This is a genomic window from Nocardioides sp. Z13_37 (assembly GCF_058355585.1).
This window is the reverse complement of the sequence record NZ_JBZGDV010000007.1, coordinates 146247-166153: the sequence shown is the minus strand read 5'-3', so window position 1 is coordinate 166153 and position 19907 is coordinate 146247. Positions and strand designations below refer to the sequence as shown.

General features: G+C 71.3%; 23 protein-coding genes. 22 read left to right on the top strand and 1 reads right to left on the bottom strand.

Annotation, left to right across the window (positions count from 1 at the left end):
• Positions 1-83: 83 nt before the first annotated feature.
• From rho to AC4H2S_RS16615, 18 genes are all read left to right on the top strand, one after another.
• On the top strand, positions 84-2162 hold the full coding sequence (gene rho / locus AC4H2S_RS16700) for a transcription termination factor Rho (RefSeq protein ID WP_491498105.1): 2079 nt from the start codon (positions 84-86) through the stop codon (positions 2160-2162).
• A 144-nt stretch (positions 2163-2306) separates the two neighbouring features.
• Entirely contained in the window at positions 2307-2531 is a 225-nt protein-coding gene (gene rpmE / locus AC4H2S_RS16695; protein WP_491498104.1) for a 50S ribosomal protein L31, read from the top strand.
• Positions 2532-2639: 108 nt separating this feature from the next.
• The gene (gene prfA / locus AC4H2S_RS16690; RefSeq protein ID WP_491498103.1) at positions 2640-3713 is read left to right on the top strand and encodes a peptide chain release factor 1; all 1074 of its coding nucleotides are present in this window, start codon (positions 2640-2642) and stop codon (positions 3711-3713) included.
• A complete protein-coding gene (gene prmC / locus AC4H2S_RS16685) occupies positions 3710-4540 on the top strand; it encodes a peptide chain release factor N(5)-glutamine methyltransferase (RefSeq protein WP_491498102.1) in 831 nt (276 codons plus the stop codon). The genes prfA and prmC overlap by 4 nt, the downstream gene beginning before the upstream one ends.
• The gene (locus tag AC4H2S_RS16680; RefSeq protein WP_491498101.1) at positions 4537-5202 is read left to right on the top strand and encodes an L-threonylcarbamoyladenylate synthase; all 666 of its coding nucleotides are present in this window, start codon (positions 4537-4539) and stop codon (positions 5200-5202) included. The genes prmC and AC4H2S_RS16680 overlap by 4 nt, the downstream gene beginning before the upstream one ends.
• A 4-nt stretch (positions 5203-5206) precedes the next feature.
• Positions 5207-6391, top strand: coding sequence for an MraY family glycosyltransferase (locus AC4H2S_RS16675; RefSeq protein ID WP_491498100.1), 1185 nt, complete (start codon positions 5207-5209; stop codon positions 6389-6391).
• 92 nt (positions 6392-6483) lie between these two features.
• Positions 6484-6939 (top strand): hypothetical protein, encoded by a 456-nt coding sequence (locus AC4H2S_RS16670; protein WP_491498099.1) that lies wholly within the window; start codon positions 6484-6486, stop codon positions 6937-6939.
• A 29-nt stretch (positions 6940-6968) separates the two neighbouring features.
• Positions 6969-7253, top strand: a complete 285-nt coding sequence (locus AC4H2S_RS16665; protein ID WP_491498098.1) for an AtpZ/AtpI family protein — start codon at positions 6969-6971, stop codon at positions 7251-7253.
• Complete coding sequence (atpB, locus tag AC4H2S_RS16660) at positions 7250-8038, top strand: F0F1 ATP synthase subunit A (RefSeq protein WP_491498097.1); 789 nt, start codon at positions 7250-7252, stop codon at positions 8036-8038. The genes AC4H2S_RS16665 and atpB overlap by 4 nt, the downstream gene beginning before the upstream one ends.
• Positions 8039-8105: 67 nt before the next feature.
• On the top strand, positions 8106-8315 hold the full coding sequence (atpE, locus tag AC4H2S_RS16655) for an ATP synthase F0 subunit C (RefSeq protein WP_030482691.1): 210 nt from the start codon (positions 8106-8108) through the stop codon (positions 8313-8315).
• A gap of 41 nt (positions 8316-8356) precedes the next feature.
• Complete coding sequence (locus tag AC4H2S_RS16650) at positions 8357-8917, top strand: F0F1 ATP synthase subunit B (protein WP_491498096.1); 561 nt, start codon at positions 8357-8359, stop codon at positions 8915-8917.
• Positions 8917-9711, top strand: coding sequence for a F0F1 ATP synthase subunit delta (locus tag AC4H2S_RS16645; protein WP_491498095.1), 795 nt, complete (start codon positions 8917-8919; stop codon positions 9709-9711). The genes AC4H2S_RS16650 and AC4H2S_RS16645 overlap by 1 nt, the downstream gene beginning before the upstream one ends.
• Positions 9712-9787: 76 nt before the next feature.
• Entirely contained in the window at positions 9788-11428 is a 1641-nt protein-coding gene (gene atpA, locus AC4H2S_RS16640; RefSeq protein WP_491498094.1) for a F0F1 ATP synthase subunit alpha, read from the top strand.
• Positions 11429-11432: 4 nt separating this feature from the next.
• On the top strand, positions 11433-12356 hold the full coding sequence (locus AC4H2S_RS16635) for a F0F1 ATP synthase subunit gamma (protein WP_491498093.1): 924 nt from the start codon (positions 11433-11435) through the stop codon (positions 12354-12356).
• Between the two features lie 5 nt (positions 12357-12361).
• Positions 12362-13819: a F0F1 ATP synthase subunit beta gene (atpD, locus tag AC4H2S_RS16630; protein ID WP_491498092.1), complete on the top strand. Its 1458-nt coding sequence runs from the start codon at positions 12362-12364 to the stop codon at positions 13817-13819.
• Complete coding sequence (locus tag AC4H2S_RS16625) at positions 13819-14220, top strand: F0F1 ATP synthase subunit epsilon (RefSeq protein WP_491498091.1); 402 nt, start codon at positions 13819-13821, stop codon at positions 14218-14220. Before atpD ends, AC4H2S_RS16625 begins: the two co-directional genes overlap by 1 nt.
• 79 nt (positions 14221-14299) lie before the next feature.
• Complete coding sequence (locus AC4H2S_RS16620) at positions 14300-14746, top strand: DUF2550 domain-containing protein (protein ID WP_491498090.1); 447 nt, start codon at positions 14300-14302, stop codon at positions 14744-14746.
• Position 14747: 1 nt separating this feature from the next.
• Positions 14748-15926: an MFS transporter gene (locus AC4H2S_RS16615; protein ID WP_491498089.1), complete on the top strand. Its 1179-nt coding sequence runs from the start codon at positions 14748-14750 to the stop codon at positions 15924-15926.
• Between the two features lie 15 nt (positions 15927-15941).
• On the opposite strand, the gene AC4H2S_RS16610 is transcribed toward AC4H2S_RS16615, so the two are convergent.
• Positions 15942-16526 (bottom strand): cob(I)yrinic acid a,c-diamide adenosyltransferase, encoded by a 585-nt coding sequence (locus tag AC4H2S_RS16610; RefSeq protein WP_491498088.1) that lies wholly within the window; start codon positions 16524-16526, stop codon positions 15942-15944.
• A 130-nt stretch (positions 16527-16656) separates the two neighbouring features.
• Between AC4H2S_RS16610 and AC4H2S_RS16605 the strand changes: the two genes are divergently transcribed.
• The 4 genes from AC4H2S_RS16605 to AC4H2S_RS16590 all read left to right on the top strand — a co-directional run bounded on the left by AC4H2S_RS16605 (position 16657) and on the right by AC4H2S_RS16590 (position 19896).
• The gene (locus tag AC4H2S_RS16605) at positions 16657-16965 is read left to right on the top strand and encodes an STAS domain-containing protein (RefSeq protein ID WP_491498087.1); all 309 of its coding nucleotides are present in this window, start codon (positions 16657-16659) and stop codon (positions 16963-16965) included.
• Positions 16966-17039: 74 nt separating this feature from the next.
• Positions 17040-19076 carry a protein meaA gene (locus tag AC4H2S_RS16600; RefSeq protein ID WP_491498086.1) on the top strand — a complete coding sequence of 679 codons (2037 nt, stop codon included), beginning with the start codon at positions 17040-17042 and terminating at the stop codon, positions 19074-19076.
• Positions 19077-19098: 22 nt separating this feature from the next.
• Positions 19099-19329 (top strand): hypothetical protein, encoded by a 231-nt coding sequence (locus tag AC4H2S_RS16595; RefSeq protein WP_491498085.1) that lies wholly within the window; start codon positions 19099-19101, stop codon positions 19327-19329.
• A gap of 42 nt (positions 19330-19371) precedes the next feature.
• Positions 19372-19896: a ferritin gene (locus AC4H2S_RS16590; RefSeq protein ID WP_491498084.1), complete on the top strand. Its 525-nt coding sequence runs from the start codon at positions 19372-19374 to the stop codon at positions 19894-19896.
• The last annotated feature ends 11 nt before the right edge of the window (positions 19897-19907 follow it).

The window sequence follows — 19907 nt, the reverse complement described above, 5'->3', positions numbered from 1 at the left end:
GGTCCGTGTGGACGGGCGCCCACCATCCGCCTCGCGACCCGCCTCCACGGCCTCGCGGGCGACGCAACGTGCGAAGGATCCACGTGACCGAGACCCCCGCCGCCCCTGCGGACAACGCCGCCCCCGAGACGGCCGGCACCACCGCGGCGACCAAGCCCGCCAAGCGATCCGGCGGCCTCAGCTCGATGCTGCTCGCCGACCTCAAGTCGATGGCGGCCGGCCTCGGCATCGCCGGCGCCGGTGCGATGAAGAAGGCGCAGCTCGTCGAGGCCATCCGGGCCCACCAGTCGGGAGGCGCGCCCGCCGAGAAGACCGCCGAGAAGCCCCGCACCGAGGCCCGGCCCGAGCGGGCCGCCGCCGAGCCGGCACCGGCCGCGGAGCCGGGTCCCGAGGCCCGCGCGGTCGAGCAGTCCCCGCAGGAGTCGCGCACCGAGGAGCGCCCGGCGGCGCAGTCCGGCGGCGAGGAGCCGGCCGCCCGGACGGCCGTGCAGACGACCGTGCGCACCCGCACCCGCAAGCAGCGCCAGGCCGAGCAGCAGGCCGACCGCCAGCGTCCCGAGCAGGCGCCGGACCAGCAGGCCGAGCAGGCGCCGGACCAGCAGCACGACCGGGCGGACCAGCCGCAGGGGCAGCCGTCCGAGCAGCGTGCGGGCGGCCAGCAGGAGCAGCGGAAGGCCGACGCGCAGGACCCGAAGCAGGACCCGAAGCAGGACCAGCAGCAGGACAAGCAGGACAAGCAGCAGGGTCAGAAGCAGGGCAAGCAGAAGCAGCAGCAGGACCAGCAGGGTCAGAAGCAGGGCAAGCAGAAGCACCAGGACCAGCAGGGCCAGGGCAAGCAGGACCGCCAGGACAGGCAGGACCGCCAGGACCGCCAGGACCGGCAGGACCGCCAGGACCGCCAGGACAGGCAGGACCGGCACGATCGCCAGGACCAGCAGGAGCAGGGCCAGCACCACCAGCAGGGCCAGCACGCCGACGACGACGAGGACGGCGAGGGCGGCAGCCGCCGCAACCGGCGCCGCCGCGGCCGCGACCGCACGGCCACCCGCCAGGGCGGCGCCCGCAACGAGCCCGACACCACGATCCTCGAGGACGACGTGCTGGTGCCCGCGGCCGGCATCCTCGACGTCCTCGACAACTGCGCGTTCGTGCGCACCTCGGGCTACCTGCCCGGGCCCGAGGACGTCTACCTGTCGCTGTCGATGGTGCGCAAGTACCACCTGCGCCGTGGTGACGCCGTCGTGGGCCAGGTGCGCCAGCCCCGCGAGGGGGAGCGTCGCGAGAAGTTCAACCCGATGGTCCGCATCGACAGCGTCAACGGCACCGAGGCCGACGGGGCCAAGGAGCGGCCGCAGTTCTCCGACGCCGTGCCGGTGCACCCCTACCAGCGGCTGCGCCTGGCCACCGGTGACGACAACCTCACGGGCAAGGTCATCGACATCGCCGCGCCGGTGGGCAAGGGCCAGCGTGGGCTGATCCTGACCCCGCCCCGCACGGGCGCCACGTCGCTGCTCCAGTCGATCGCGCAGTCGGTGACGACCAACAACCCCGAGTGCCACGTGATGGTCGTGCTGGTCGACGCGCGCCCCGAGGAGGTCACCGACTTCCAGCGCGCGGTCAAGGGCGAGGTCGTGGCGTCGACGTTCGACCGGCAGCCCGCCGACCACACGCTGGTCGCCGAGCTGGCGATCGAGCGGGCCAAGCGACTCGTCGAGCTCGGCCACGACGTGGTCGTGCTGCTCGACTCGCTGACCCGCCTCGGCCGGGCCTACAACCTGGCCGCGCCCGCCAACGGCCGCGTGCTGGCCGGCATCGTCGACGCGTCCGCGGTGCACCCGACCAAGGAGTTCTTCGGCGCCGCCCGCACGATCGAGGACGGCGGCTCGCTGACCGTCCTCGCGACGGTGGCCGTGGGCACCCGGTCGGCGACCGACGAGTTCTTCCTCGAGGAGATCGCCGGCACCGAGAACTGGGAGCTCGCGCTCAGCGCCGAGCGGGCCGCCAAGGGCATCGTCCCGGCCGTCGACGTGACCGCCTCGGGCACCCGGCACGAGGAGAGGCTGCTCGCCCCGGCCGAAGGCGCGGTGGTCGGCGAGATCCGCAAGAGGCTCGCCGCGGCCGACTCCCAGCAGGCCGTGACCAAGGTCGTCAGCGGCCGCTGACGGGCTCAGGCGGCGCGCGTCCCCGGTCGGGGAATCTGGGGATTGGCGCCGTTGTTCAGACCGGTGGCACACTTGTACGCCGGTTCCGGTTCACGTCACTACGCGATCCACGCGGGCGACCCGGAACACTTCGAGAGGACATCCATGAAGAAGGACACCCACCCCGAGTACGTCGAGACCCAGGTGACCTGCACCTGCGGTGCGTCGTTCACGACCCGCAGCACCGCGACCTCCGGCACGATCCGCGCCGACGTCTGCTCGCAGTGCCACCCGTTCTACACCGGCAAGCAGAAGATCCTCGACACCGGCGGCCGCGTCGCCCGCTTCGAGGCCCGCTACGCCAAGAAGGCCCCGGCCGAGAAGAAGTAGCCCACGTCAGGCGCCGGTCGCCCGCTTCGAGCGGGTGGCCGGCGCCTTGTCGTCTGCCGTCGTCCCCACCGTCCCCACCGCCCCACGTCCGACCCGAGGAGCCACCCGATGTTCGAGGCCGTCGAGGGCATGCGCGAGGAGCACGCCGACCTCGAGCGGCGCCTCTCGCTCCCCGAGACCCATGCCGACCAGCGCCTGGCCAAGCAGCTCAACCAGCGCTACGCCGAGCTGACGGCGGTCGTCTCGACGTGGCAGGAGTGGCTGCAGCTCGGCGACGACATCGAGGCGGCGCGCGAGCTCGCCGCCGACGACCCCGCCTTCGCCGACGAGGCGGACGACCTCGCGGTCCGCCGCGAGGCTGCGGGGGAGCGCCTGCGGAGGCTGCTGGTGCCCCGCGACGCTGCCGACGGCAAGGACGCCCTGCTCGAGATCAAGTCGGGGGAGGGCGGCGAGGAGTCCGCGCTCTTCGCCGGCGACCTGCTGCGGATGTACTCCCGCTACGCCGAGACCCGCGGCTGGAGCGTGGAGATCCTCGACGCGACCGAGTCCGACCTCGGCGGCTACAAGTCCGTCACCGCCGCCGTCAAGGCCCGCGGCACCGTCGAGCCCGGCCGGGCGCCGTACGCCCTGCTCAAGTTCGAGGGCGGCGTGCACCGCGTGCAGCGCGTGCCGGTCACCGAGTCGCAGGGCCGCGTCCACACCTCGGCCGCGGGCGTCCTCGTCATGCCCGAGGCCGAGCAGGTCGACGTCACCATCGACGACAACGACCTGCGCATCGACGTCTTCCGCTCCAGCGGCCCCGGTGGGCAGAGCGTCAACACCACCGACTCGGCCGTGCGGATCACCCACCTGCCCACCGGTATCGTGGTGAGCTGCCAGAACGAGAAGAGCCAGCTGCAGAACAAGGAGCAGGCCATGCGCATCCTGCGCGCGCGGCTGCTCGCGGCCGCGCAGGACGCCGCCGACGCGGAGGCCAGCCAGGCCCGCCGCTCGCAGGTGCGCACCGTCGACCGCTCCGAGCGGATCCGCACCTACAATTTCGCCGAGAACCGGATCAGCGACCACCGCACCGGTTACAAGGCCTACAACCTCGACCAGGTGCTCGACGGCGACCTCCAGCCGGTGCTCGACTCGTGCGTCGAGACCGACATGGCCGCCAGGCTCGCGGCGCTCGAGTCGTGAGGCAGCTGCGCCGCGCCGCGGCCGAGCGCCTGCGCGAGGCGGGGGTGGCCTCGCCCGAGCGCGACGCCGACCTGCTGCTGGCCCACGTCCTGGACGTCCCGCTGGGCCGCCTGCCGCTCGTCGACGCCCTGTCCCCCGAGCAGGAGGCGGCCTACGACGCGCTGGTGGCGCGCCGGGCCGCCCGCGAGCCGCTGCAGCACCTGACCGGCACCGCCGCCTTCCGCCACGTCGAGCTCGCCGTGGGCCCCGGGGTCTTCGTGCCGCGGCCCGAGACCGAGCTCCTCGCGGGCTGGGCCATCGAGCAGGCGCTCGCCGTCCCCCACGTCCCGGTGGTGGTCGACCTGTGCACCGGCTCGGGGGCGATCGCCGCGGCGGTCAAGGACGAGGTGCCGCACGCCGACGTGCACGCGGTCGAGCTCAGCCGCGACGCGTTCCGCTACGCGCAGGAGAACCTGGCCGACGTCGACCTGCGCCTCGGTGACGCCTTCGACGCCTTCGACGACCTCGCCGGCACCGTCGACGTCGTGGTCTGCAACCCGCCCTACATCCCGCTGGAGGCGTGGGAGTCGGTGGCCGTGGAGGCCCGCGACCACGACCCGCACCTCGCGCTGTTCTCCGGCCAGGACGGCCTCGACGCGATGCGGCTGCTCGAGCGGCGCGCGGCGGTGCTGCTGCGGCCCGGGGGAGTGGTGGGGGCCGAGCACGCCGACGTCCAGGGCGAGTCGGGGCCGGGCGTCTTCGCCGCCACCGGCCGGTGGCTCGAGGTCCGCGACCACCGTGACCTCGCGGGTCGGGCGCGCTTCCTCACCGCGCGGCTGGCACGATGAGCGCCGTGGACAGGCTTGCGACCTCGACCGAGGAGGAGCGGGAGGCGGCGGTGAGCGCCGCCGCCGGCGCCGTTCGCCGTGGCGAGCTGGTGGTCATCCCCACCGACACCGTCTACGGCATCGCCGCCGACGCGTTCTCCCACGACGCCGTGCGGCGGCTCCTCGAGGCGAAGGGCCGCGGTCGCGACATGCCGCCGCCGGTGCTCGTCTCGGCCGCCACCACTCTCGACGCGCTCGCGGAGCGGGTCCCGCCGTGGGCGCGCACCCTGGTCGAGGAGTTCTGGCCCGGCCCGCTCACCCTCGTGTGCCACCAGCAGGGCTCGCTCATGTGGGACCTCGGCGAGACCCGCGGCACCGTCGCGGTGCGGATGCCCGACGACGAGGTCGCGCTCGCCGTGCTCGAGCGCACCGGCCCGCTGGCCGTCAGCTCGGCCAACCTCACCGGGCGGCCCGCGGCCACCGACGCCGACCAGGCCGAGGAGATGCTCGGCGACGCGGTGGCCGTCATCGTCGACGCGGGCGCGTCGCCGGGCGGCGCGGCGTCCACCATCGTCGACGTCACGGTGCCGGAGGGGCGGGTGCTGCGCCTCGGCGCGCTCTCCCTGGCGCAGCTCAACGCGGCGATCGAGGAGCACGGCGTCGTGCTCGAGGACCAGGGTTAGGCGGATGCGGGAGTACCTCCTCGTCTTTCTGGTCGCCCTCTCGGTGACCTACCTGCTGACCGTCATCGCCCGCGAGATCGCCCTGCGTACCGGCGCGGTGGCCGCGGTCCGCGACCGCGACGTGCACGCCGAGCCGATTCCCTACCTCGGCGGCCTGGCCATGCTCGGCGGCCTCTCCGCCGCCTACCTCGTGGCCCGCGAGCTGCCCTTCCTGGGCCAGCGCAGCGAGGGCTTCGTCTTCAAGGACGCCGGGGTGGTGCTGATCGCCGGGGCGCTGGTGTGCGCCGTCGGCGTCATCGACGACATCTTCGAGCTCGACGCCCTGACCAAGCTGGGCGGGCAGGTGCTCGCCGCCGGGCTGCTGGTCGCGATGGGGGTGCGCTTCTACTACTTCCCGGGCGCCGACGGCACACAGTTCTCCCTCGACGACGTCCAGGGGGCGGTGCTCACCCTGGTCGTGGTGATCGGCACGATGAACGCCGTCAACTTCGTCGACGGCCTCGACGGGCTGGCCGCCGGCGTGGTGGGCATCGGCGCGGCCGCGTTCTTCTTCTACTGCTACTTCGCCTCGGCGCAGGCCAACCTCACGCTCGCGACCACTGGGGCGCTGCTGAGCGCCGCGCTGGCCGGGGCGTGCGCGGGCTTCCTGCCCCACAACTTCCACCCGGCGCGGCTGTTCATGGGCGACTCCGGCTCGATGCTGATCGGTCTCGTGCTCTCGGCGAGCGCGCTGACCCTCACCGGCCAGTTCGTCGGCATGCCCGTCACGACCGGCAACAGCCTGTTCGTGACCGTGCTGCCGGTGCTGCTGCCGATCTCGCTGCTGATGGTCCCGATCGTCGACCTGGTGCTGGCCGTCGTACGACGCACGCGCGCGGGCCGCTCGCCGATGAGCGCCGACAAGCAGCACCTGCACCACCGGCTCCTCGAGATCGGCCACTCGCAGCGCCGCGCGGTGCTGATCATGTGGACGTGGGCGTTCACCATCGCCACCGGCGCGGTCGTGGTGAGCCTGTTCGACTCCGCGTGGGTGTGGTGGGGCGTGGGCACCATGCTGGCGCTGGCGGTCGCCCTGACCTTCGTGCTGCCCAAGCTGCACCGCCCGCGCAAGACCGGCCTCGGCGACACCGGGCTGCCCCACAACGCGACGGTCGAGGGGCGGGCCGACGAGCCCGCGGTGGGTCCGTGAATTCAGCCCTTCGGTGACTTTGTGATAGTTTTCACGAGCAGTTCACCCCCCGCGAACACGCATCGCCCGCACCAGACAGACAGGCCGCCGACATGACGACCGAGAGCAGCGCGAGCACCCGCCGCAGCAGCCTCGTGCCGGGTGTCCGGGTCGTCGTCGGTGCAGCGCTCACGACGGTGCTCGCCGGCGCCCTGCTGGTGGCCGTCGCCGCCCTCGTGCACGGGGCCGAGGCCGCCGCTGCCGCCGCCGTGGGGGCGGGCCTGGTGGTGCTGGTCGTGTCGTTCGGCACCCTGTCGCTGCACCTCGTCGCCAGCGCGATGCCGACCGCGTCCCTGCTGGTCGCCCTGGTGACCTACGCGACCCAGTTGGCGATCGTGCTGCTGGTGTTCCTGGCCATCACCCGGGGCGGGTTGTTCCCCGGTGACCAGGCCCGCGGCTGGCTGGCCGCGTCGATGGTGCTCGCCACCGTGCTGTGGACCGCCGCGCACCTCGTGCTCACCGCACGGCAGCGCACGCCCTACTTCGACCTCCCCGGGGGTGAGTCGTGAGTGCCTCGACTGCTAAAGTCCGCAGCGCCATGGCCGAGTCCGGTGCCTCTTCCTCCCAGCCGTCGCGCATCAGTGCCCCCAGCTACCTGGTGGCGGGGGTGCTCTTCTACGGGGCGGTCGGTTGGCTGCTGGACCAGTGGCTGGACACCCGCTTCCTCGTGGCGGCGGGGGTCCTGCTCGGAGGCGCGCTGGGCACCTACATGATGGTCGTGCAGCTCAACCGCCAGACGGCGGCCGAGCAGGAGCACGACGGCGGCACCACGAGCAACACGCGTAACACGACGAGCAACACGAGCAACGAGGAGTCGGAGTGATCATCAGCCAGCCTGTCGCGGCAGAGGGCGGTTCGGGATTCCACGCCCCCGGCCCCGGGAGCTTCGAGCTGCCGCCGATCTTCGGTGACGTCACGAAGCCGATGGTGCTGCTCGTGCTGTCGGCCGTGCTGGTCTTCGGGTTCTTCTACCTCGCCGCGCGCAACGCCTCGCTCGTGCCGGGCCGCCTGCAGTTCGCCGGCGAGATGATCTACGGCTTCGTGCGCAACAACATGGCTCGCGACAACATCGGCAGCGAGCACTACATGAAGTTCGTGCCCTACCTCTTCACGCTGTTCACCTTCATCCTGGTGAACAACTACTACGGCGTGATCCCCTTCCTGCAGTTCCCCAGCTTCTCGCGCATCGGCTTCATCGTCCCGCTCGCCCTCCTGAGCTGGGTGATCTACGTCGGCGCCGGCGTCTGGAAGCACGGCCCGCTCGGCTACCTCAAGCACGCCACCATGCCCGGCGGCGTCAAGGGTCCGATCCTGCTGCTGCTCGTGCCCCTGGAGTTCTTCTCCAACATCATCATCCGCCCGGTCACGCTCACGCTGCGTCTGTTCGGCAACATGTTCGCCGGCCACCTGCTGCTGATCCTGTTCGCGACCGGCGGTGCGGCCCTGCTGGCCAGCGGCAACATCCTCTACGGCGCCGTCGGCGTGCTGTCCTTCGGGCTCGGCATCGGCGTCAGCTTCCTGGAGATGCTGGTCATGTTCCTCCAGGCCTACGTGTTCACCCTCCTGAGCTCGATGTACATCGGCGAGGCCCTCGCCGACGAGCACTGATCCGCACCACCCACAAGTTTCGCCAAACAGCGGCGCGAGAGACGCGTCGCCGACGAAAGGAAAAGCCGTGGAAGGCTCCATCAACCTGGTCGGTCTCGGCCTGTCCGCCATCGGTCCCGGCGTAGGCATCGGCCTCATCTTCGCCGCGTTCATCTCCGGTGTCGCGCGTCAGCCCGAGGCCCAGAGCCGTCTGCAGTCGATCGCGATTCTCGGCTTCGTTCTCGCCGAGGCGCTCTTCATCATCACCGTCGCGCTCGCGTTCGTCCTGCCTCTCTGACGACCGTCGCACCCCAGCTCTAGACCGTAGGAGTTCGACTCATGGACCACATCGTCCTGGCGGCGGCGGAGGGCGAGACCCACAGTCCGGTGATGCCGGTCTGGTCAGAGGTCATCCTCGCCCTCATCGTCTTCGCGATCCTCTATGTCCTCGTGACGAAGTTCGTCGTCCCGATGTTCGAGAAGACGTTCGCGGAGCGCACGGCGGCCATCGAGGGTGGGCTGAGCGCGGCCGAGTCCAAGCAGGCCGAGGCCGACGCCAAGCTCGCCGAGCTCGAGAAGCAGCTCGCCGACGCCCGGCACGAGGCGGCGCGCATCCGTGAGGAGGCGCGCGAGCAGGGTGCCGCGATCATCGCCGAGATGCGGGAGCAGGCCCAGGCCGAGTCCACCCGGATCGTGGAGCACGGCAAGACGCAGATCGAGGCCGAGCGCCAGCAGGCGGTCACCTCGCTGCGGGCCGAGGTCGGCGCCCTGGCGACCGGCCTGGCCGGCCGCATCGTCGGCGAGAGCCTGGACGACGAGGCTCGCCAGAGCCGCGTGGTCGACCGGTTCCTCTCCGAGCTCGAGGCGCGGGGCGGCACCACTGCAGGGAGTGTCAACTGATGTTCCGAGGTGCGTCTGCCGACGCGTACTCCGCCACCGCCGGTGCCCTCACGGGCGCCGGTGACGCGGGGACCGTCGGTCGGGAGCTGTTCGGCGTGGCGGACCTGCTCCGCGCCGAGCCCGCCCTGCGGCGGGTCATGACCGACGCGTCGATCGAGAGCGACGCCAAGGCCGGGCTGCTCCGCGAGGTGCTCTCCGGCAAGGTGTCCGACCTTGCGCTGGCCGTGGTCACCATCGCGGTCGCGCAGCGCTGGACCTCCGGCCGCGACCTCGCCGACGCCCTCGAGCGTCTCGGCGTGGTCTCGGTGGTCAAGTCGGCCGGCGGCGACGCCGGTCGGCTCGAGGACGAGCTGTTCGCCTTCGGACAGGTCGTGAAGGACAACCCCGGGCTGCGCGACGCGCTGTCCGACCCGGCCCGCAGCCGCGACGACAAGTCGCGCCTGCTGGCCGACCTGCTGGGGGACAAGGTGCTCCCGGCGACGGTGGCGCTGGTGCAGCAGTCGCTGTCCGGCAGCTACCGCACGGTCGGGGTGGCCCTGGCCGACTACCAGAAGGTGGCCGCCGAGGTCCGCGACCAGGGGGTCGCGACCGTCCGCGTCGCGCGGCCCCTCTCCGACGCCGACCGCCAGCGGCTGGCCGACGCCCTCTCGCGCAACTACGGGCGGCAGATCCACCTCAACGTCGTCGTCGACCCCGAGGTCATCGGCGGCATCCGCGTCGAGACCGGTGACGACGTCATCGACGGGACGGTGTCCAGCCGTCTCGACGAAGCCCGCCGCCGCCTCGCCGGCTGAGCACCCCGGCGCCAGGCACGCCACCAGCACCACCCAGAACCTTCGAGCAGACCAGACCAGGAACAGGTGAGATGAGATGACGGAGCTTTCCATCCGTCCGGACGAGATCCGGGACGCGCTCCAGCGCTTCGTGTCCGACTACAAGCCCGACACGGCGACCACGGAAGAGGTCGGCACCGTCGCGGAGGCCGGCGACGGCATCGCCCGCGTCAGCGGCCTGCCCTCGGTCATGGCCAACGAGCTGCTCGAGTTCGAGGACGGCACGCTGGGCATCGCCCTCAACCTCGACACCCGCGAGATCGGCGTCGTGGTCCTCGGTGACTTCGACAAGATCGAGGAGGGCCAGGCGGTCCGCCGCACGGGCGAGATCCTCTCCGTCCCGGTCGGCGACGGCTACCTCGGCCGCGTGGTCGACCCGCTCGGCACCCCGATCGACGGCCTCGGCGACGTCGAGACCTCCGGTCGTCGTCCGCTGGAGCTCCAGGCCGCGTCCGTGATGGAGCGCAAGTCGGTCCACGAGCCGCTCGCGACCGGCATCAAGGCGATCGACGCCCTGACCCCGATCGGCCGCGGCCAGCGCCAGCTGATCATCGGCGACCGCGCGACCGGCAAGACCACGATCGCGATCGACACGATCATCAACCAGAAGGCCAACTGGGAGTCCGGCGACCCGGACAAGCAGGTCCGCTGCATCTACGTCGCCATCGGCCAGAAGGGCTCGACCATCGCCTCCGTGCGTGGCGCGCTCGAGGAGGCCGGCGCCCTGGAGTACACCACCATCGTGGCGTCCCCGGCGTCCGACTCGGCCGGCTTCAAGTACCTCGCCCCCTACACCGGCTCGGCCATCGGCCAGCACTGGATGTACGAGGGCAAGCACGTCCTCATCGTCTTCGACGACCTCACCAAGCAGGCCGAGGCCTACCGCGCCGTGTCGCTGCTGCTGCGCCGCCCGCCGGGCCGCGAGGCGTACCCGGGCGACGTGTTCTACCTGCACAGCCGGCTGCTCGAGCGCTGCGCGAAGCTGTCCGACGAGATGGGCAAGGGCTCGATGACCGGCCTGCCGATCATCGAGACCAAGGCCAACGACGTCTCGGCGTTCATCCCGACCAACGTCATCTCGATCACCGACGGCCAGATCTTCCTGCAGTCCGACCTCTTCGCGGCCAACCAGCGCCCCGCCATCGACGTGGGCGTCTCGGTCTCGCGCGTGGGTGGCTCGGCGATGACCAAGGCGATGAAGGCCGTCACCGGCTCGCTCAAGGTCGACCTGGCGCAGTTCCGCGCGATGGAGGCGTTCGCCATGTTCGCCTCCGACCTCGACGCGGCCTCGCGCCAGCAGCTCGACCGCGGCCAGCGGCTGATGGCGCTGCTCAAGCAGCCGCAGTACTCGCCGTACCCGGTCGAGGAGATGACCGCCTCGCTGTGGCTCGGCACCACCGGCCGCCTCGACCGCGTCCCGACCGACGACGTGCTGCGCTTCGAGCACGAGTTCCTCGACTACCTGCGGCGCAGCCACGAGGGCATCCTCGCCGGCATCCGTGAGACCTCGAAGTTCGACGACGACGCCGACGCCGAGCTGGCGAGCGCCTACGACTCCTTCCTCGACCAGTTCGAGACTTCCGACGGCCAGAGCATCAAGGCCGGCAAGGAAGAGCACGTCGCCCTCGAGGACGAGGACGTCGAGCAGGAGCAGATCGTCAAGCAGAAGCGGAGCTGACGCAATGGCCCTCTCCGTACGCGAGTACCGCGCGCGGATCAAGTCGACGGAGTCGATGAAGAAGATCACGCGTGCGATGGAGCTCATCGCTGCCTCGCGGATCATCAAGGCCCAGCAGCGGGCGCAGGCGGCTGCGCCCTACGCCCGCGAGCTGACCCGCGCCGTGTCGGCCGTGGCGACGTTCTCCAACGTCGACCACGCGCTGACCACCGAGCCGGAGGACCCCAAGCGGGCCGCCGTCCTGGTGGTCACCTCCGACCGCGGCCTGGCCGGCGCCTACTCCTCGAGCGTGCTCAAGGAGGCCGAGCGTCTCGTCGAGAAGCTCAAGGGCGAGGGCAAGGACGTCGACCTCTACACCAGCGGTCGCAAGGGTGAGGCCTACTTCAAGTTCCGTCAGCGCGCCGTCGTGCAGGCCTGGACGGGCTTCTCCGACCAGCCCACCTACGACGTCGCGGCCGAGATCGGCGCCACGCTGATCGCGGCGTTCCTCGCTGACGAGGACGACGACACCGACGCCCGGCCGGTCGACGAGGTCCACGTGGTCTTCACGCGGTTCCGCTCGATGCTCAGCCAGGAGCCCACGGCCGTACGACTCCTCCCGCTCGAGGTCGTCGAGGGCACGGAGCCGCCCGCCGAGGGCGACCTGCTGCCCCTCTACGAGTTCGAGCCGTCTCCGTCCGACGTGCTCGACTCCCTGCTGCCGCGCTACGTCCAGAGCCGGATCTTCTTCGCCCTGCTGCAGGCGGCTGCCTCCGAGCTCGCCGCCCGTCAGAAGGCGATGAAGTCCGCGACGGACAACGCCGACGAGCTCATCAAGAAGTACACGCGAATCGCCAACCAGGCCCGCCAGGCCGGCATTACCCAGGAAATCAGCGAGATCGTCGGTGGCGTCAACGCCCTTGCCGACGCCAACGCCGGGAGTGAGTGAGAGAAATGACTGCCACTGTTGAAGAGACCACCACGAGCGGCAACGCCGGCTCGGTCGGTCGCATCACGCGCGTCATCGGCCCGGTCGTGGACATCGAGTTCCCGACCGACGCCATGCCGGCGATCTACAACGCCCTGAAGGTCGACCTGACCCTGAGCGGCGAGACCACCACGATCACCCTCGAGGTCGCCCAGCACATCGGTGACGGCATGGTCCGTGCCATCTCGATGAAGCCCACCGACGGCCTCGTCCGCGGTGCGCAGGTGACCGACACCGGTGAGTCCATCACCGTGCCGGTCGGCGACGCCACGCTCGGCAAGGTGTTCAACACCACGGGTGACTGCCTCAACCTGGCCGAGGGCGAGACGCTCGACGTCAAGGAGCGGTGGGGCATCCACCGCAAGGCGCCGGCGTTCGACCAGCTGGAGTCCAAGACCCAGATGTTCGAGACCGGCATCAAGGTCATCGACCTGCTCACCCCCTACGTCCAGGGCGGCAAGATCGGCCTGTTCGGTGGTGCCGGCGTCGGCAAGACCGTGCTCATCCAGGAGATGATCGCCCGCGTCGCCAAGGACCACGGTGGTGTGTCGGTGTTCGCCGGTGTCGGCGAGCGCACCCGTGAGGGCAACGACCTCATCGTCGAGATGGAGGAGGCCGGCGTCATCGGCCAGACCGCCCTCGTCTTCGGCCAGATGGACGAGCCGCCGGGCACGCGCCTGCGGGTCGCCCTGTCGGCGCTGACGATGGCGGAGTACTTCCGCGACGTGCAGAAGCAGGACGTGCTGCTCTTCATCGACAACATCTTCCGCTTCACCCAGGCCGGCTCCGAGGTCTCCACGCTGCTCGGCCGCATGCCGTCCGCGGTGGGCTACCAGCCCAACCTCGCCGACGAGATGGGCCAGCTGCAGGAGCGCATCACCTCGACGCGTGGTCACTCGATCACCTCGATGCAGGCGATCTACGTGCCGGCCGACGACTACACCGACCCGGCGCCCGCCACGACGTTCGCGCACCTCGACGCCACCACCGAGCTCTCGCGAGAGATCGCCTCGCTCGGCATCTACCCGGCCGTCGACCCGCTGACGTCGACCTCGCGGATCCTCGACCCGCAGTACATCGGCGAGGAGCACTACCGCTGCGCCGTGCGGATCAAGCAGATCCTGCAGCGCAACAAGGAGCTCCAGGACATCATCGCGATCCTCGGTGTCGACGAGCTCTCCGAGGAGGACAAGGTCATCGTCTCCCGGGCCCGTCGCATCCAGCGGTTCCTGTCGCAGAACACCTACGTGGCCAAGCAGTTCACCGGCATCGAGGGCTCGACCGTCCCGGTGGTCGACACCATCGAGGCGTTCAACAAGATCGCCGACGGCGAGTACGACCACGTGGCCGAGCAGGCCTTCTTCATGTGCGGCGGTCTGGACGACGTCGAGAAGAAGTGGGCCGAGATCCAGAAGACGCTCTGATGGCCGCCACCGACAAGTCCCTCCAGGTCGAGCTGGTCGCTGCCGACCGGCTCGTCTGGTCGGGCCAGGCCACGATGGTCATCGCCCGCACCACCGAGGGCGACGTCGGCATCCTGCCCAACCACGCGCCGCTGCTGTCCTCGATCATCGAGGGCGTGGTGGACGTGCAGACGGTGGACGGGGAGACCTGGATCGCCGCGGTCGACGCCGGCTTCCTGTCGGTGGCCGACAACCGGGTCTCGATCCTGTCGGAGCGGGCCGAGATGTCGCACGAGATCGACCTGGAGAAGGCACGCCAGGAGCTCGAGCGGGCCCAGTCCTCCGGCGAGAACGACGACGCGGCCAAGGAGGCCGTGCGGCGCGCCGAGGCGCGGATCCGCGCCGTGGAGCGGGCCTCCTGACGAGGCGTGGGAACTGACTCGCTAGGGTGAGCGCACGAACCGGTTGGTTCGTGCGCTCACTGCGTTTCGGAGGGTGTGGATGCCGGTCTGGGAATGGGCGCTCGACATCGTCGGGCTCTGCCTTCTCCTCGTCCTGCTCTACGGCATCACCCTGATCGTCCGGCGGCGCCTCCTCGCCCGTCACGGTGGCACCTTCGAGCTCAGCTACCGGGCGCACTCCGACCACCCGGGCCGCGGCTGGCTGCTGGGCATCGGCCGCTACTCCGGCCAGACGCTGGAGTGGTTCCGGATCTTCTCGCTGTCGCCGCGCCCCAAGTGCGTCTGGGCGCGCGACCACCTCGAGTACGCCGGTCGCCGCTCGCCGGCGGGCGCCGAGGAGATGTCGCTCTACGCCGGCCACGTGGTGGCGAGCTGCCGCTACGACGGGGAGCCGCTGGAGATCGCGATGAGCGAGGCGTCGCTCACCGGCTTCCAGTCGTGGCTGGAGTCGGGCCCGCCCGGCACCGACTGGAACCGGCGCCAGTAACGTGCCCGCGCTGAGGCTCGCCCGCAACGCGGTCGGGCTGACGTTCTTCCTCAACGGCCTCGTCTTCGCCAGCTGGGTCTCCCGCATCCCGGAGGTCCGCTCGGGCTTCGACCTCACCAACGGCCAGCTCGGGCTCGTGCTCCTCGCGATCGCGCTCGGCTCCGTGCTCGCCCTGCCCACGACGGGCGCCGCCATCAACGCGCTGGGCACCGTGCGCGTCGTACGGCTCGGGGCCGCCGCGGCGGGGCTCGGCATGGCGGCCGCGGCGCTCGGCCTGGGCCACCTGCTCGCGGTCACCGTCGCCGGCCTGGTCGTCTACGGCCTCGGCATCGGCGTGTGGGACGTGGCGATGAACGTCGAGGGCGCCGAGGTGGAGCGCGGGCTGCGGCGCACGATCATGCCCCGGTTCCACGCCGGCTTCAGCGCGGGCACCGTCGTCGGCGCGCTCGGGGGCGCGCTGCTGATCGAGCTCGGCGTCCCCGCCGCGGTGCACCTCGTCGGGGTCGTCGTGGCGGCCGTCGCGCTGGTGTGGCGCTCGTCGCCGTCGTTCCTGCCCGTGGCCGAGCGGCACCAGGAGACCGCCGGGTCGGCAGCGCGCGCGTGGCTGGAGCCGCGCACCCTCCTCATCGGTGTGATGGTGCTTGCGCTGGCGATGACCGAGGGCACGGCCAACGACTGGCTCGCCGTCGCGCTCGTCGACGGCCACGACGTCTCCCACGCCGTCGGCGTCGCGGGCTTCGCAGTCTTCGTGCTGGCGATGACCGCGGGCCGCCTCGCCGGCACCGGGCTCATCGACCGGTTCGGCCGGGTGGCGGTGCTCTGGGGCACCATGCTCGTCGCCGCTGCAGGGGTGCTGCTCATCGTGCTGGCCGACCACCCGGCCCTGGTGGTCACCGGCATCGTGCTGTGGGGGCTCGGTGCCTCGTTGGGCTTCCCCGTCGGGATGAGCGCTGCCGCCGACGACCCGGCCCGGGCGGCCGCGCGGGTGAGCGTGGTCTCGACGATCGGCTACGCGGCGTTCCTCGCCGGACCGCCGCTCCTCGGGTTCGTCGGCGACCGGGTCGGGACGCTCGACGCGCTGCTGATGGTCGCGCTGCTGCTGGTGCCGGCCGCGCTCGTCGTGCCCGCGGCCCGCGAGCAGCGGACGGGGGAGCGGCCGGCCGCGGCCGAGGGGCCCTAGGCCCAGCGCACGGGGTCAGCGCTCGCCGCCGGGCACCCACAGCACGTCGCCGTTGGCGCGGTTGGCGTGGCGGGCGAGGATGAAGAGCAGGTCGGAGAGCCGGTTCAGGTAGGTGATGGCGAGGATGTTCATCGTCTCCTCGTGCTCGGCCCAGGCCGCCCACGCGGCCCGCTCGGCACGGCGCACCACCGTCCGCGCCACGTGCAGGTTTGCCGCGGCGACGGTGCCGCCGTTGAGGATGAACGACCGCAGGGCGGGCAGGTGCTCGTTGTAGTGGTCGCACCACGCCTCGAGGCGGTCGACGTAGTCCTGCTCCACCCGCAGCGGGGGGTACTCCGGGTCGGGCACCACCGGCGTGCAGAAGTCGGCGCCGACGTCGAAGAGGTCGTTCTGCACCCGCGTGAGCACCTCGACGACGTCGTCGTCCAGTCCGCCGTCCGTCGCGCCGTGGGCCAGGGCCACGCCGATGTGGGCGTTGCCCTCGTCGACGCAGGCGTACGCCTCGAGCCGCGGGTCGGTCTTCGAGGTCTCGCTCATGTCGCCGAGCCGGGTGCGGCCGGCGTCACCGGTGCGGGTGTAGATGCGCGTCAGGTTGACCATGGACGGAGCCTAACGGGCCGGACTCGCCGGAAAAGATGAGGCGCGGGTGCAACCCCGCGGGGTACAACTACGTCAGTAGGGGTGACACCAGTCACAGCAGGCGTCGGGGGACGCCGGTGAGGAGCACCGGATGGACATCGTCTCGGACGGTCACACGCTCGTCCTCCACGGAGCGTTCGACGTGCGCAGCACCGGAGAGGTGCGCAACGCCATCTACGAGCACATCGACGGCCTCGACGACGACGTGGTCATCGACATGACCGACGTGTCCACCATCGACGCCACCGCCCTCCGCGTGCTGGTGGTCGCCACCCGTCACGCCTGGCTGTCGGGACACCACCTCACCGTCCGCAACCCCGGCCCCGCCGTGCGGCGGATGGCCCACCTGACCCGCCTCGCCCACGCCATCGAGGTCGAGCGGGCGGCCGCGAGCGCCTGACGCCCTCCCGGGTGAGGCATCAGTCACAGTCCGCGGCGATGACTGGCGGGTAACCGCCGTCCTACTGTGTCGCCATGACGGAATCTGCGGCTCCGGTCCACCAGAAGGACCGCCCCTGGGTGATGCGCACCTACGCCGGCCACTCCACCGCCGAGGCCTCCAACGCGCTCTACCGCACCAACCTGGCCAAGGGCCAGACCGGCCTGAGCGTCGCCTTCGACCTGCCGACGCAGACCGGCTACGACCCCGACAGCCCGCTGAGCCGCGGCGAGGTCGGCAAGGTCGGCGTGCCCGTCCCGCACCTCGGCGAGATGCGCAAGCTCTTCCGCGACATCCCGCTGACGGAGATGAACACCTCCATGACGATCAACGCGACGGCCATGTGGCTGCTCGCGATGTACCAGGTGGTCGCCGAGGAGCAGAACCCCGACCTCGCGCCCGACGAGGTCGCCCACCTGCTCGCCGGCACGACGCAGAACGACATCATCAAGGAGTACCTCTCCCGGGGCACCTACGTCTTCGGCCCCGAGCAGTCGCTGCGGCTGATCGGCGACGTGATCGCCTACACCGTCCACGAGATCCCGAAGTGGAACCCGATCAACATCTGCAGCTACCACCTGCAGGAGGCCGGCGCGACGCCCGTGCAGGAGCTGGCCTACGCGATGTGCACCGCGATCGCCGTGCTCGACCAGGTGAAGGGCTCGGGGCAGGTCTCCGAGGACGACTTCGAGAAGGTCGTCGGCCGGATCTCCTTCTTCGTCAACGCCGGTGTCCGCTTCATCGAGGAGACCTGCAAGATGCGCGCGTTCGTGCAGCTGTGGGACGAGATCACCCGCGAGCGCTACGGCGTGCAGGACTCCAAGATGCGCCGCTTCCGCTACGGCGTCCAGGTCAACTCGCTCGGCCTCACCGAGGCGCAGCCCGAGAACAACGTCCAGCGCATCGTGCTCGAGATGCTCGGCGTCACGCTGTCCAAGGACGCCCGCGCCCGCGCCGTGCAGCTGCCCGCGTGGAACGAGGCCCTCGGCCTCCCGCGACCGTGGGACCAGCAGTGGTCGCTGCGCTTCCAGCAGGTGCTCGCCTACGAGTCCGACCTGCTGGAGTACGACGACATCTTCGACGGCAGCCACGTGATCGAGGCGAAGGTGGCCGAGCTCGTCGAGGGCGCCCGGGCCGAGATCGACCGGGTCCAGGCGATGGGCGGCGCCATCGCCGCCGTCGAGTCGGGCTACATGAAGCAGAACCTCGTCTCCGCCCACGCCGCGCGCCGCGCCCGGATCGAGTCCGGCGAGGAGGTCGTCGTCGGCGTCAACAGGTTCGAGACGACCGAGCCGTCCCCGCTGACCGCCGACCTCGACGCCGCCATCCAGGCCGCCGACCCCGAGGCCGAGCGCTCGGCGCTGGCCAGCCTCGAGGCGTGGCGCGCCGAGCGCGACGAGACCGCCGTGGCCGAGGCGCTCGCCGCGCTGGCCGAGGCGGCGAAGACCGACGCCAACCTGATGCACCCCACGCTGGTCGCGGCCCGCGCGGGAGCGACGACGGGGGAGTGGGCCGGCACGCTGCGCGAGGTCTTCGGCGAGTTCCGCGCCCCCACCGGTGTCAGCGGCGCCGTGGGCGTGGCCGACGCGGGTGAGGAGCTCACCGCGGTGCGCGAGCGGGTGCGCCGCACCGGCGAGGAGCTCGGCGGCCGGCTGCGGGTGCTCGTCGGCAAGCCGGGGCTCGACGGGCACTCCAACGGCGCCGAGCAGGTCGCCGTACGCGCCCGCGACGCCGGGTTCGAGGTGATCTACCAGGGCATCCGGCTCACGCCCGAGCAGATCGTCGCCGCCGCGGTGGCCGAGGACGTCCACCTCGTCGGGCTCTCGATCCTGTCCGGCTCGCACATGGAGCTGGTGCCCGACGTGCTCGACGGCCTCGCCGCCGCCGGGCTGGGCGACCTGCCCGTGATCGTCGGCGGCATCATCCCGGCCTCCGACGCGCGGGCGCTGATCGAGCGCGGGGTCGCTGCGGTCTACACGCCCAAGGACTTCGGGCTCACCGAGATCATGGACGGCTTCGTCGACGTGATCCGCCGCGCCCACGGGCTCGAGACAGAGGTAAGGCAAGCCTAACCATCATGCTAGGGTCCGCGTCGTGGGCAAGAAGGCGAAGAAGGCGCGGACCGCGGCCGAGGCCGCCGCCCGGTCGACCCCTCGCAAGCTCCCCAAGACCGAGTGCTGCGTGTCGAAGAAGCGCTGCGAGCGCTGCCCGCTCCGGATGCTGAAGGAGGGCACGCTGCCCGCCGGCTACACGGTCCACAAGCGCAAGCTGGTGCGACTCGACGGCAAGAAGGTCACCAAGAAGAAGCTCGCCAAGGCCGCCTGACGGCCTCGGCCCACCCCGTTCGTCCCCGACCCAGGAGCCCCCGTGCCGGCACCCCGCTTCATCGACCAGCTCAACGCCCAGATCGGCAACGAGCTGGCCGCCCACAACCAGTACCTCGCCTGCGCGATCCACTACGACGCGCTGACCATGCCCCGGATGGCGGCCTTCTTCTACGAGCAGGCGCTCGAGGAGCGGGCGCACGCGATGATGATGGTGCAGTACCTCCTCGACACCGACGCCGACATCGTCGTCCCCGCGGTCCCGGCCCCGCGCTCGGACTTCGCCGACGTCGTGGCGCCCGTGCAGCTCGCGCTCGACCAGGAGCGGACGGTGACCGAGCAGATCAACGGCCTGCTGCGCATCGCCCGCGAGGAGGGCGACTTCGCCTCCGAGCAGTTCATGCAGTGGTTCATCAAGGAGCAGGTCGAGGAGGTCGCCACGATGACCGACCTGCTCGCCGTGGCCACCCGCAACCGCGACGACATCGAGGACATCGAGGAGTACGTCGCGCGCGAGCAGGGCGCCGAGGGCGTCGACGCGACCGCTCCGCGGCAGGCCGGCGCCTGACGCTGGCAGAC

Coding starts and splice junctions, on each gene's coding strand:
- AC4H2S_RS16625 (WP_491498091.1), top strand. CDS start 13,819: ATGGCCGCCACCGACAAGTCCCTCCAGGTCGAGCTGGTCGCTGCCGAC.
- AC4H2S_RS16610 (WP_491498088.1), bottom strand. CDS start 16,526: ATGGTCAACCTGACGCGCATCTACACCCGCACCGGTGACGCCGGCCGC.
- prfA (WP_491498103.1), top strand. CDS start 2,640: ATGTTCGAGGCCGTCGAGGGCATGCGCGAGGAGCACGCCGACCTCGAG.
- AC4H2S_RS16670 (WP_491498099.1), top strand. CDS start 6,484: ATGACGACCGAGAGCAGCGCGAGCACCCGCCGCAGCAGCCTCGTGCCG.
- AC4H2S_RS16620 (WP_491498090.1), top strand. CDS start 14,300: ATGCCGGTCTGGGAATGGGCGCTCGACATCGTCGGGCTCTGCCTTCTC.
- AC4H2S_RS16645 (WP_491498095.1), top strand. CDS start 8,917: ATGTTCCGAGGTGCGTCTGCCGACGCGTACTCCGCCACCGCCGGTGCC.
- AC4H2S_RS16605 (WP_491498087.1), top strand. CDS start 16,657: ATGGACATCGTCTCGGACGGTCACACGCTCGTCCTCCACGGAGCGTTC.
- AC4H2S_RS16665 (WP_491498098.1), top strand. CDS start 6,969: ATGGCCGAGTCCGGTGCCTCTTCCTCCCAGCCGTCGCGCATCAGTGCC.
- atpA (WP_491498094.1), top strand. CDS start 9,788: ATGACGGAGCTTTCCATCCGTCCGGACGAGATCCGGGACGCGCTCCAG.
- atpD (WP_491498092.1), top strand. CDS start 12,362: ATGACTGCCACTGTTGAAGAGACCACCACGAGCGGCAACGCCGGCTCG.
- AC4H2S_RS16675 (WP_491498100.1), top strand. CDS start 5,207: ATGCGGGAGTACCTCCTCGTCTTTCTGGTCGCCCTCTCGGTGACCTAC.
- rpmE (WP_491498104.1), top strand. CDS start 2,307: ATGAAGAAGGACACCCACCCCGAGTACGTCGAGACCCAGGTGACCTGC.
- AC4H2S_RS16650 (WP_491498096.1), top strand. CDS start 8,357: ATGGACCACATCGTCCTGGCGGCGGCGGAGGGCGAGACCCACAGTCCG.
- AC4H2S_RS16680 (WP_491498101.1), top strand. CDS start 4,537: ATGAGCGCCGTGGACAGGCTTGCGACCTCGACCGAGGAGGAGCGGGAG.
- AC4H2S_RS16600 (WP_491498086.1), top strand. CDS start 17,040: ATGACGGAATCTGCGGCTCCGGTCCACCAGAAGGACCGCCCCTGGGTG.
- AC4H2S_RS16635 (WP_491498093.1), top strand. CDS start 11,433: ATGGCCCTCTCCGTACGCGAGTACCGCGCGCGGATCAAGTCGACGGAG.